Source organism: Methylobacterium isbiliense (assembly GCF_022179325.1).
GTDB classification, from domain to species: domain Bacteria; phylum Pseudomonadota; class Alphaproteobacteria; order Rhizobiales; family Beijerinckiaceae; genus Methylobacterium; species Methylobacterium isbiliense.
The window spans coordinates 204,916-217,122 of the sequence record NZ_BPQQ01000018.1; the positions used below are offsets into that span (position 1 = coordinate 204,916).

General features: G+C 71.5%; 9 protein-coding genes. 3 read left to right on the forward strand and 6 right to left on the reverse strand.

The features are described 5' to 3' along the window. Positions 1-204: 204 nt before the first annotated feature. From MFF61_RS08980 to MFF61_RS08995, 4 genes are all read right to left on the reverse strand, one after another. Complete coding sequence (locus MFF61_RS08980) at positions 205-2,031, reverse strand: ABC transporter ATP-binding protein (RefSeq protein ID WP_238234749.1); 1,827 nt, start codon at positions 2,029-2,031, stop codon at positions 205-207. 117 nt (positions 2,032-2,148) lie between these two features. Then, positions 2,149-3,081, reverse strand: a complete 933-nt coding sequence (locus tag MFF61_RS08985; protein ID WP_238234750.1) for an ABC transporter permease — start codon at positions 3,079-3,081, stop codon at positions 2,149-2,151. Beyond that, positions 3,047-4,006: an ABC transporter permease gene (locus MFF61_RS08990; protein ID WP_238234751.1), complete on the reverse strand. Its 960-nt coding sequence runs from the start codon at positions 4,004-4,006 to the stop codon at positions 3,047-3,049. The genes MFF61_RS08985 and MFF61_RS08990 overlap by 35 nt, the downstream gene beginning before the upstream one ends. Before the next feature lie 6 nt (positions 4,007-4,012). Then, positions 4,013-5,803, reverse strand: coding sequence for a peptide ABC transporter substrate-binding protein (locus MFF61_RS08995; protein WP_238234752.1), 1,791 nt, complete (start codon positions 5,801-5,803; stop codon positions 4,013-4,015). A 227-nt stretch (positions 5,804-6,030) separates the two neighbouring features. On the opposite strand from MFF61_RS08995, the gene MFF61_RS09000 reads away from it, so the two are divergent. The 3 genes from MFF61_RS09000 (at position 6,031) to MFF61_RS09010 (ending at position 9,691) form a co-directional block, all read left to right on the forward strand. Next, positions 6,031-6,450 (forward strand): VOC family protein, encoded by a 420-nt coding sequence (locus tag MFF61_RS09000; protein ID WP_238234753.1) that lies wholly within the window; start codon positions 6,031-6,033, stop codon positions 6,448-6,450. Further along, complete coding sequence (locus tag MFF61_RS09005; RefSeq protein WP_238234784.1) at positions 6,447-6,941, forward strand: SRPBCC family protein; 495 nt, start codon at positions 6,447-6,449, stop codon at positions 6,939-6,941. The genes MFF61_RS09000 and MFF61_RS09005 overlap by 4 nt, the downstream gene beginning before the upstream one ends. A gap of 413 nt (positions 6,942-7,354) precedes the next feature. After that, positions 7,355-9,691 (forward strand): PAS domain S-box protein, encoded by a 2,337-nt coding sequence (locus MFF61_RS09010; protein ID WP_238234754.1) that lies wholly within the window; start codon positions 7,355-7,357, stop codon positions 9,689-9,691. A 74-nt stretch (positions 9,692-9,765) separates the two neighbouring features. Here the strand turns inward: MFF61_RS09010 and MFF61_RS09015 are convergent, their stop codons facing one another. After that, the gene (locus tag MFF61_RS09015; RefSeq protein WP_283205980.1) at positions 9,766-11,250 is read right to left on the reverse strand and encodes an HWE histidine kinase domain-containing protein; all 1,485 of its coding nucleotides are present in this window, start codon (positions 11,248-11,250) and stop codon (positions 9,766-9,768) included. A gap of 111 nt (positions 11,251-11,361) precedes the next feature. Then, complete coding sequence (locus MFF61_RS09020; protein WP_238234755.1) at positions 11,362-11,544, reverse strand: hypothetical protein; 183 nt, start codon at positions 11,542-11,544, stop codon at positions 11,362-11,364. Between the last annotated feature and the right edge of the window lie 663 nt (positions 11,545-12,207).

Below are 12,207 nucleotides of genomic sequence, written 5' to 3' on the forward strand. Positions count from 1 at the left end.
CCGGTTGATCCGAAGGCTCGCGCGGCGGGCCGGGCGCGGCCACGGGCAGCTTCGCCCTTCTTCGGCCAAGCCCCGGACGGCGGGTGCGGAACCGGGCGCGGCGCGGCGGATGCGTCCGGGTCCGGTGCGCAGGCGTGCGCGCCGGTCAGGGTGCGGGCGCCGTCGGGTTCCGCGCGAGGCGGCGCCGCGCCCGCCCGGCCCCGCTCACGCCGCGGCCGCCTCCCACTCCGCTCCCCAGACCTGCACGAGGTGCCCGGGCGAGACCTCGCGGTAGCAGCGCTCCGGCGGCACGTAGTCCGGCGGGCGGATCGGGCTCCTGATCTCGTCGGCGCGCACCCCGTGGCGGGTGCCGCGGCGGGCCGGGTCCGGCACCGGCACGGCGGCGAGCAGGGTCTTGGTGTAGGGGTGCTGGGGCGCCCCGAACACCGCCGCGCGCGGGCCGATCTCGACGATCTCGCCCAGATGCATCACGGCCACCCGGTGGCTCACCCGCTCCACCACCGCCATGTCGTGGGAGATGAACAGGTAGGCGAGGTGCAGGCTCGCCTGCAGGTCGAGCATCAGGTTGATCACTTGCGCCTTCACCGAGACGTCGAGGGCCGAGACCGACTCGTCGGCGACGATCAGCTTCGGTTCGAGCGCGAGCGCCCGGGCGATGCAGATGCGCTGGCGCTGCCCGCCGGAGAACTCGTGCGGGTAGCGGTCGGCCATCTCGGGCTTGAGGCCGACGCGGCCGAGGAGATCGGCCGCCCGGGCGTGGGCCTCCCGGCGCGAGGCGAGGCGGTTGATCAGCAGCGGCTCGGCGATGGCCGCCCCCACGCTCATGCGCGGGTCGAGGCTCGCGAAGGGATCCTGGAAGATCATCTGCATGCGCCGCCGCCGCTCGCGCAGCGCGCGCGGCGGAAGTCCCAGTATGTCCTCGCCGTCGAGCCGCACCGAGCCCGCGAGGGGCTCGATCAGGCGCAGCACCGAGCGGCCCGTGGTGGACTTGCCGCAGCCGGATTCGCCCACCAGCGCCAGGGTCTCCCCGGCCTTGAGGTCGAAGGAGACGTTCTCGACCGCGTGCACGCGCCCGCGCAGACGCCCGAACAGGCCGCCGCGCAGCTCGAACCGCGTCGTCAGGTTGCGCACCTCCAGCAGGTTGGCGGGCTGCACCGTGTCGGGCGCCTCGCCCGGCTCGGCGGACTCGCCGGTGACGCGGTCGACGACGGGAAAGCGGGTCGGGCGGGCGCGGCCCTGCATAGCGCCGAGCGCCGGCACGGCGGCGAGCAGCGCGCGGCTGTAGGGATGGGTCGGACGGCGGAAGATCTCGTGCGTCGGCCCGCTCTCCACGGCGCGCCCGTCCAGCATCACCACGGTGCGGTCGGCGATCTCCGCCACCACGCCCATGTCGTGGGTGATGAACAGGACCGACATGCCCTCCTCGTCCTGCAGCAGCTTGATGAGGTCGAGGATCTGGGCCTGGATGGTGACGTCGAGGGCCGTGGTCGGCTCGTCGGCGATCAGCAGCTTGGGCCGGCAGGCGAGCGCCATCGCGATCATCACGCGCTGGCGCATGCCGCCCGAGAAGCGGTGCGGGTGGTCGTGGACGCGCGAGGCCGCCGCCGGGATGCGCACCTTGTCGAACAGCCGCACCGTCTCGGCCTCCGCCGCGCTGCGCGAGAGGCCGCGATGCGCCACCAGCGCCTCGGCGATCTGGAAGCCGACCGTGAGCACCGGATTGAGGCTCGTCATCGGCTCCTGGAAGACCATCGCCACGTCGCCGCCGCGCACGCGCCGCATCTCGGCGTCGGACAGGGTGAGGAGGTCGCGGTCCTGGAGCCGCACCGCGCCGGTGATCCGGCTGGCGTCGCGCGGGGTGAGCCGCATGATCGAGAGCGCCGTGACGCTCTTGCCCGATCCGGATTCGCCCACCAGCGCGACCGTCTCGCGCGGGCCGATGTCGAAGGACACGCCGCGCACCACCGGGCGCCAGCGCCCGTCGACCCGGAAGGCGGTGGCGAGGTCCCGGACGGAGAGGATGGGGGGCATGGGGGCTCCGGGAGAGGCTTCAGAGTCCAGATCGTGGATCGGGCATGAGGAACCCCTCTCCCATGCGGGAGAGGGGGGCCCGCGTTTCGCGCGCGGAGCGTTGCGCATGAGGGGAGCTCACAGCACCCGCCGCGGGTCGAGCGCGTCCCGCAGGCCGTCGCCGATGAAGTTGATGGACAGGACGGTCAGGAAGATCGCCGCGCCCGGAAACAGCGCCCAGTGGGGCGCGACGTCGAGATGGTCCTTGGCGTCGAACAGGAGCCGGCCCCAGGTCGGGATGTCGGGCGGGAAGCCGAGGCCGAGGAAGGAGAGCGTGGATTCGGCGATGATCGCCGCCGAGACCTCGATGGTCGCCGCCACGATCACCGGGCCGATGGCGTTGGGCAGGATGTGGCGCGTCACCTGATGCAGCGGCCCGGCCCCCTGCGCGCGCGCCGCCTCCACGAACTCCTTCTCGCGCAGGGAGAGGAACTGCGCCCGCACGAGGCGGGCGACGGGCATCCAGCGCAGGCCGCCGATGACCGCGACGATCATCACGAACACCCCGCCCTCGACCCCGAACACCTCCTTCAGCCGGTCGCGGAAGAGGTAGATGACGAGGAGCAGCAGCGGCAGCTGCGGCAGCGACAGGAACAGGTCGGTGAGCCACATCAGGGCGGAATCGAGGAACCCGCGCGACATGCCGGCGAGCGCCCCCACGGCGACGCCGACGAGGGTCGAGATCAGCATCGCGGCGAAGCCGACGGCGAGCGAGATGCGCCCGCCGTAGATCATGCGGGCGAGAAGGTCCTGGCCGAGATCGTCGGTGCCGAACGGGTGCTGGGGGGAGGGGCCCTGCAGCATGGCCGAGAAGTCGATCTCGTCGATGGCGACCGGCCAGACGAGGCCGCCGACGAGCACGCCGAGCACCATCACGCCGAGCAGCACGCTCGACGCCACCGCGAGCCGATGGCGGCGGAAGCGCCGCCACGTGTCGCGGCCCGTGGCGGCGGGCGCGGCCGCGGGCGCCCCCGCCTCAGCGGAAGGAGATGCGAGGGTCGAGCCAGCCATACAGGAGGTCCGCGACGAGGTTGAACAGCACGACGAGGCAGGCGAACACGAAGGTGACCGCCATCACCACCGGCGTGTCGTTGGCGAGCATCGCGTTGATGAGGAGCGAGCCGATCCCGGGGACGCGGAAGATCTGCTCGGTGACGATGGCCCCGCCGAACACCGCGGGGATCTGCAGGGCGACGAGCGTCACCACCGGGATCATGGCGTTGCGGGCGATGTGGCGCAGCGTCACCGCGCCCTCGCCGAGGCCCTTGGCGCGGGCCGTGGTGACGTAGTCGAGGCGGGCCACGTCGAGCACCGCGGCGCGCACGTAGCGGGTGTAGGAGGCGGCCTGGAACAGGCCGAGCACCGCGATCGGCATGATCGCCTGCCGCAGGTGCTCCCAGTACCAGCGCCAGCCCGTCGCCGCGACGTCGGCGTTGTAGACGAAGGGCAGCCAGTCGAGCTTGAGGCTGAAGACCAGGATGAACAGGAGCCCGGTGAAGAAGGTCGGCAGCGAGAAGCCCACGAAGGCGAGCGTGTTCGCCACCTGGTCGAGGAGCGAGTAGGGCCGCAGGGCCGCCAGGATGCCGACCGGCACCGCGACGAGCAGCGCCAGCACCTGCGAGGAGCCGACCACGAACAGGGTGGTGGGCAGGCGCTGCAGGATCAGGTCGTCGACGTCGATGCGGCTGGCGAAGGAGAAGCCCCAGTCGCCCTGCAGCATCGCCGTGAGCCAGTGCAGGTAGCGCATCAGCAGCGGGTCATCGAGCCCGTACTTGGCCCGGAGCGCCGCCCGCACCTCCGGCGGCACGTTGGGATTGGTGGCGAGTTCCCCGAACGGGTCGCCGGGCGCGAGCGCCAGCACCGTGAACAGGATCAGGCTGATCCCCAGCAGGCTCGGGATCGCGATCAGCAGCCGCCGGAGCAGGTAGGCGCCCATGCCGCCTCAGGTCTCCCTGTACCATTCGGCCAGGAAGGCGAGCGAGTTGTCCCAGCCGCCCTGGACCGTCCGGAGCTTGCCGGCCACGGCCGAGACCTGGGCGCGGTGGAGCAGCGGCAGCACGTTCTCGGCGACCACGATGTCGTTCATCCGGATGAACTGGGCGGCGCGCTTGACGAGGTCGAGCTCGCCCTGCGCCGCGCGGTAGCAGGCATCCGCCTCGGCGTTGCGGATGCGGGAGACGTTGCGGCCCTGCCACTTGTTCTCCTTGGTCGCCACCTCCCAGGAGACGTACTGGAGCATGAACACGCCCGGGTCGGCCTGGGTCATGTTCCAGGTGTACATCTGCATGTCGGCGTAGAAATGCGGGTAGGTGTCCGGGTTCGCCACGTCCGAGGAGAAGAACACCGAGCCCGGAATCGATTTCAGCTCCATCTCGATGCCGGCCTTCTGAGCGGCCTGCTTGATGATGGCCTGGGTCTTCTGGCGCGGCGCGTTGATCGAGGTCTGGTAGACGAATTTGAGCCGCTTGCCGTCCTTGGCGCGGATGCCGTCGCCGCCCTTCTTCCAGCCGGCCTCCTCCAGGATCTGCGCCGCCGCGTCGGCATCGAAGGAGAAGCGGGTGTTGGGCGAGCGGAACCGGTCGGGGCCGTTGAGGATGTTGGCGGTCGCCCGGCCGGTGCGGCCGTAGATGAACTGCTGCACCGCCGCCCGGTTGACGAGCAGGTTCATCGCCTTGCGCACCGCCGGGTCCGAGAAGGCGGGGTGCTGCGTCTTGATCGAGGCGCGCTCGCCGTCGACCTCCGTCCAGGGATCGGTGGCGTTGAGCTGGATGAACTCGACGTTGCCGCCGTAGTACATCTCGATCCGGCCCTTGCCCTCGGCCTCCAGCCGCTTGAGGATCTCGTCCTCGACCTGCATGTTCCAGGCGTAGTCGTACTCGCCGGTCTGCAGCACGGCGCGGGCGGCCGAGACCGCGTCGCCCCCGCCCTTCATCTCGATCGTGTCGAAATACGGCCGGTTGGGCACGTGGTAGTCGGGGTTGCGCACGCCGCGGATGATGTCGCCCGGGCGGAACTCCGCGAACCTGTAGGCGCCGGTGCCGACCGGCGCGAGGTTCGCGGGCGCGTCGCGGGATTTCTCGCCGACGTAGTCCTTGAACAGGTGCCTGGGGATGATCATGCCGACGGTCGACACGTAGGCGTCGGCCCAGAACGGCGTCGGCTCCCGAAAGACCACCCGGACCGTGAGGTCGTCGATCTTCTCGACCTTGATGTCCTTGTAGCTGCCCGCCGTGGTCGCCGCGGTGGCGGGGTTGGCGGCGTACTCCCAGTTGAACACCACGTCGTCGGCGCCGAAGGGCTGGCCGTCGTGCCACTTCACCCCGGGCTTGAGCCGCCACGTGACGGAGCGCCCGTCCGCCGCGACGCCGCCGTTCTCCCGGCTCGGGATCGCGGCGGCGAGGATCGGCACGAGGTTGCCCTCGCCGTCCCAGGCCGCCAGCGGCTCGTAGAAGATGCGCGAGCCCTCCTGGTCCTTGGTGCCCACCGCGAAATGCGGGTTGATCAGGGTCGGCGCCTGCCAGAACAGCAGCTTCAGCGGCCCGCCGCCGCCGGCCTTCGCCGGCTTGTAGGCGGCGCGCAGGTCGGCGGTCTGGGCGATGCCCTCCTGGGCGAGCATCATCCCGGCCATCGGGGCGGTGAGGCCGAGCGCCAGCATCCGCTGCACGAAGGCCCGGCGGGAGACCCGCCCGTCCCTCACCCCGGCGATCAGATGCTGCAGGTCCCGCTCTCTCATCGCCTTCGCCTTTCCCACGGGCCGGGCCAGCCGCCGGTGCATGGCCCCGATATCCGGCCCCGATATCCGGAAGGTGCGCCCGGAAGCGCTCCGGTTGCAAGTTGTGCACCAATCATCCTCGGTGCGCGGCGACGAAAAATTCAGCGCGGCGGTGTCGGATCGCGGCGCCCCCGGCCGTCCTTGCGACGAGCCCCGCCACAAGGGGCCGCCACGAGAGGACCGGGACCATGAGCACGCAGACCGAGTGCCGCACCGCCGCCCCCGCCGTGAAGGGCGGGGTCGTGCCCTACCTGCAGGTCGACGGCGCGATGAAGGCCGCCGACTTCTACACCCGCGCCTTCGGGGCGGTGGTGGTCGCCTCCCAGCCGCCGGACGCGCAGGGGCGCACCATGCACGTCCATCTCCACGTCAACGGCGGCTCGGTGATGCTGAGCGATCCCTTTCCCGACCACGGCTATCCGCCCGAGCCGGCGAAGGGCTACAGCCTGCTGCTCCCGGTCGAGGACATCGACGCGGCCTTCGCCCGCGCGGTGGAGGCGGGCGCCACGGTGGTCACGCCGGTGGCCGAGATGTTCTGGGGCGACCGCTACGGGCAGCTGCGCGATCCGTTCGGCGTGCTCTGGGCCATGAACGCGCCGAAGCGCTGACGGCCGGGGAGAGCGGCGATGACCCAGGACACTCCGACGACCGGTGCGACCTCGTCCTTACCCGCCTGATCCCGGCCCCGCGCCGCGCCCTCTACCGGTGCTGGACCGACCCGGCGCTGCTGCGGCAATGGTTCGCGCCGCTGCCCTACACGGTCCCGCACGCGGAGCTCGACGTGCGCCCGGGCGGGACCTGCCTGGTGGTGATGCGCGCCCCCGACGGCAGCGAATTCCCCAACCCGGGCGTCTACCTGGAGGTGGTGGAGGACGAGCGCCTCGTGCTCACCGACGCCTACACGGCGGCCTGGGAGCCCTCGGGCAAGGCGTTCATGACCGCGATCATCACCTTCGCGGACGAGGCGGGCGGCACCCGCTACACGGCCCGCATCCGCCACTGGAGCGCCGCCGACCGGGAGGCCCACGAGGCGATGGGCTTCCACCAGGGCTGGGGCCAATGCGCCGACCAGCTCGCCGCGCTGGCCGCGCGGCTCTGATCCGGCGCGGTCCCGGCCGGCAGCCCCGGCCGGGACCGCGGGACCGGCGGCGGCCCCGGCCGCGAGGCGGCACGGATCCGGGATCGATCGCTCTGGGCTGGATCAGACACTCTTGAGGCGCTGCTACCATGCGGATCTGCCGCAGGGTTGAAATAGTGATTTATTGAGATCCGAAAGAGCAATTCTTGTGCATCAACGCAAGGCGCCTTTGGCGATCGTGAAGATCTGCCTTCGACAGACTAATTCCTGAGACCTAATCCGCGTGGCCAGTAGGAAGGTCCGCGCGCAATGCTATCATGCCCGGCACCGTGCCGGGCGGCCGGCGGCGTGCCGACCCGCCTTCGCAGGCACGGGTCCGGCGCGCTCGTGCGCGAGACCCTGCCCCGACCGTCCCGGCCCCACGGGGAAGCGTGATGTCCAGCCTTTCGTCGCGGCTTCGGATCGAGGCCTCGGATCGGCCCCGAAGCGCCGCCCGCGTCGCCTATTTCGCGGCGCTGCTGATCCTCGCCCTGGGGCTGTGGCAGGTCTGGCGGGGGCGGGAGGCGGCGCTGGTCGACGTTCGGGGCGAGGTGCGCAGCCTCGCCAGCTCGCTCGCCCAGCACGTGGCGCGCACGGTGGAAAGCGTCGACCTCACCCTGAGCGGCGTGGTCGACCGGCTGGAGAACGGCATGCCGGTCGATGCGGCGTTCAAGCGCTTCCTCGAACGCGGGGTCATGCACATCGCCCAGGTGCGCCATCTCGCGGTGATCGACGCGCAGGGCGACCGGATCGGCGACGCGGTCCGCGCGCCCCCTGCGCCGGTCGACAGCCGCGACCCGGCCTCCGTCGCGTGGCACCGCGACCATCCGGATCGGACCCTGCATCTCGGCGAGCCGATCGTCGACCAGGTGACCGGCACGGTCTCCATCCCGCTCTCGCGGCGCTGGAACAAGCCGGACGGCAGCTTCGGCGGCGTGGTCGCCGCCGCCCTGGCGCCCGAGTTCCTGCAGGCGTTCTACGCCAAGCTGGCCGTCGGCGAGAGAGGCTCGATCGCGCTCATCAGCACGCCCGGCCGCGTGCTGGTCCGCCATCCGTTCAGGCCGGGGGCGGTCGGCCGTGACGTCTCCGGCGAGCCGCTCTTGCGCGATCTGCTGCCCCGGTCGCCGACCGGCATCAGCATCCAGGCCTCGCCGATCGACGGCGAACCGCGCATCGCCGCCTACGAGGTGGTGACTCCCTATCCGCTCGTGGCCTTCGTGGCCCACAGCATCCCCGAGTCGCTGGTGGCCTGGCGCTCCCGCGCGATCGCCGACGGCCTGGTCTGCGGGCTGGCGGTCCTGACCCTGGTCGCGCTGGGCCTGCGGCTGTCGCGGCACGAGCGCCTCACCGTCGAGGCGGAGCGCGCGGTGCGCGAGAACGAGGCGCGCTATCGGCTGCTGGCGGAAACCACCAGCGACGTGATCACCCGCCTCGATCTCGAGTTCTCGCGCGACTACGTCTCGCCCTCCTGCCGGACCCTGTTCGGCTACGAGCCCGAGGTCCTGCTCGGTCGCCGGCCCTCCGCGGACATGCATCCGGCGGACGCTCCGGCGGTGCGCGAGCAGGCCCGCCGGCTGGCGGCCGGGGAGGTGGCGGGCGACCGGATCACGGCCGTCTACCGCACCCGGCACAAGCGGGGGCACTGGATCTGGATCGAGGCCGGCATGAGCCTCGCGCGGCGCGAGGACGGCGCGCCCGCCGCCATCGTCTGCTCGCTGCGCGACGTCACGGCGCGCCAGGAGGCCGAGGAGGCCCTGGCGGAGAGCGAGGCCCGCTACCGCCTGCTGGCCGACCATGCCTCCGACCTGATCGTGCTCGGCCACGCGGACGGACGCCGCTCCTACATCTCGCCGGCCGTCACGCGCCTGCTCGGCTACACCGTCGAGGAGGCGCACCGGCTGACGATGCGCGAGTGGCTGCATCCGGACGACCGCGCCCAGGTGTTCGCCACCACCGCCGGGCTGTCGCCGGACCGGCCCCTGGCCTCCGTGGTCTACCGCCTGCGCCACCGGGCCGGGCACTACATCTGGGCCGAGGCGGCGTTCCAGCGGGTCGAGGACGGGGCCGACATCCGCATCATCACGGCCATTCGCGACGTCACCGAGCGCCAGCGCCAAGCGGCCCGCCTGGAGCGCGCCAAGGCCGAGGCGGAGGCCGGTGCGCGGATCAAGGCCGAGTTCCTGGCCAATATGAGCCACGAGCTGCGCACGCCGCTCACCGGCATGCTCGGCGTGCACGACCTGCTGCAGAGCGACCCGACCCTCGGCGCGGCGCAGCGCCGCTACGTCCGCCTCGCCCAGGAGGCCGGACGGTCGCTTCTGACCATCGTCAACGACATCCTCGATCTCTCGAAGATCGAGGCCGGGGAGATGGCGATCGAGCATGTGCCCTTCGTGCTGCGTGACCTCCTGGAGAACTGCCGCCAGATCGCCGCCGAGGCGGCCCCGGCAGGCGTGACCCTGGCGCTGCAGACGGACGAGGACGTGCCGCACGCGGTCCACGGCGATCCCACCCGGGTGCGGCAGGTGCTGCTCAACCTCGTCACCAACGCCGTCAAGTTCACCCCCCAGGGCCGCGTGACCGTGCAGGTGAGCTGGCCGGCGCAGAACCTGCGCGTGGCGGTGACCGACACCGGCATCGGGATCGCGCCCGAGGAGATCACGATGCTGCGGGCCGCGGCGCGCCGGGCGATCACCGCTGCGGCGGCCTCGCATTTCGCGAAGGCCGCCTGAGCCGCGGCCCCCGGCGGGGAAGCGCGGGACTCCGCCCTCCGGCCGGGCACCGCGCCGCCCGCGCGGCCGGCTCTTCAGGACGAGCGGTCGGCGCGCAGGCCCATCAGCTCCTCCAGGGACGCCTCGGCCGTGAAGAGGATTCCCCGCGGCCGGTACTCGATCTCGGCCGTGCCGCCGATCTCGCTGGCCAGCGCCCGCTCGATCATCCGCGAGCCGAACCCCGTCCGGGTCGGCGGCGTGACCGCAGGGCCGCCGATCTCCTCCCAGCGCAGCCTCAGCCGCTCCGGAGCCGTCCCGTCCACGATGTCCCAGTTGACGATCACCCGGCCGGCCTCGACCGACAGCGCGCCGTACTTCACCGCGTTGGTCGCGAGTTCGTGCAGCGCCATCACGAAGGCCAGGGCCGCCCGCGGCGTCATGCGGATGTCGGGGCCGCCGACGCTGAACCGGCCGCGACCGGAGCGAAACGGGCGCAGCGTCTCGGCGACGACCTCGGCCAGCGTGGCGCCTTCCCAGTTCTCGCGCGTCAGCACGTCATGCGCGGCCGACAGGGATTGCAGGCGCGCATCCAGGCTCCGGCGCGCCTCGTCCAGATCGGTCGCGTTGCGCAGCGTCTGATGGGCGATGGACTGCATCGTCGCCATCGAGTTCTTGACCCGGTGCGTCAGCTCGGCCGCCAGCAGCTCGCGGTGCTCCTCGCCTCGCTTGCGGTCGGTGACGTCGATCGTCACGCCGGCCATGCTCAAGGGCGTCCCGTCGGCCCGGTAGGACGGCTGCCCCCGCACCTGGATCCAGCGCACCTCGCCCGACGGGGTCGTGGCCCGGTATTCGATGTCGTAATCGGTGCGGTGCGCGATCGAGGCCGCGACGGCCGCCTGCATCCGCTCGCGGTCCGCCGGGAGGACGGACGCGATCAGGTCCTCGTAGGTGAAGGGGTCGCCGGCCGGGCGGCCGAAGTTCCGCTTGCACTCGTCCGACGCGATCAGCCGCCGGTCCGCCAAGTTCAGCGACCACGTTCCGAGCCGGCCGGCCTTGATCATGAAGCGCAGCCGCGCCTCGCTCTGCCGCAGCTCCTCGTTCCGGCGCACCACCTCGCTCTCCAGCGCGTCGCGGTCGCGCTGCAGCCGCACCATGCGGTCACGCTCCAGCGTGACGTCGAACTGCGACGCGAAGAAGTACGTCAGCCCCCCATCCTTGTCAAACACGGGCGAGATGAGCAGCCGGTTCCAAAAGACCTCGCCGTTCTTCTTATGGTTCAGAAGTTCGATCTCGATCGGAACAAGCCGGTCGATGGCGTCCCGGATCCTAGCGACATCGTCCGGATTGGTCTCGGGGCCTTGAAGAAAACGGCAGTTCCTGCCGATGATCTCGTCGCGCGTGTATCCGGTCAGTCGGGTGAAGGCGTCGTTGACGAACACGATCGGGTTGTCGGGCCGGGTTGGATCCGTGATCAGCATGGGCATGCGGGTTGCCTTGACGGCGGCCGCGAACGGGTCGGAGCTCCTTCCGGTGCGTGACAACTCCTCGACCAGCCGGTCGTGTTCGCGCTGATCGTTCAAGTCCGGTCGGCTCCCCCAGGGCAGGATGGGCGGGGCTGCTCCTGCCTCGTCCCGTCCGCGTGCGTATACCACGGCCGGGCTGTCGGGACGCAACCGACCGGACCATCCCGGTCAGGGCGCGTCCGGCCTGGACGCGGAGGCCTTGCGCAGGTCCTGCACCAATCCGGCCAGCCGGAGCACCTCGCTGGCGAAGGCGAGACCGAGGGTGATCCGCATCTCCCGCAGCGAGGCCTCGTCGTCCTCGGCCGCCGACCCGTCCCGGGTGCGATGATCAGTCGCCGAGAGTTGTCTCACGATCTGATGCCATGCTGCTTCGGTCTCGCCGGGTGCGGTCGTTTGAACGGGCGTGTTCGCCTCGGCCATAAACGCTCCTTCGAGACGGCGGTGCTCGCCGATTACCTTAGCGGGTATAAGGCCGTGGGCCTTTCGGGGGAATACATCTTACGGTGATGAGTATTGGCTGCGGCCCGTCCGGATCTCGGCCGGAACCCCATGGCGCGACGAGCGGTTGTCGGACGCTACCCCGGCCTGCCTTTCGCCTTGCTCGGCCGGTGGTCGTCGCGGGTCTGGCGGTGCCGGGGCGTCCCTCGTCACCTGTCGGACCCGCGTGCTGCGGACGCGCCGATCGTGCGGTGGCCTGGACCAGTGCGGGCTGCCGCACGGGCGGCGTCCGCACGGCGCTTCGCTTAAGCCGGCGGCAGGGCGTGCGAGAGACGCACGGCCATGATGGGCCGCACCCCGTCGGTCCGGGCGGCGGCCCTGACGGCGGTGGCGCGGGTGGAGAACGTCGGGGGACGGCGCCGGCCGCCCGGTCAGGCGCTGCTTCGGGCGAGGCACCCGGCGATCACGATCACCACCACCGCGACGCCGCCCAACGCGAACTCCACCATACCAGCCGGCCCATGCCTCTTCTCAGGAGAGCCGCCGGCGGCAAGACGGGATGCCAGCCCGGGCGGC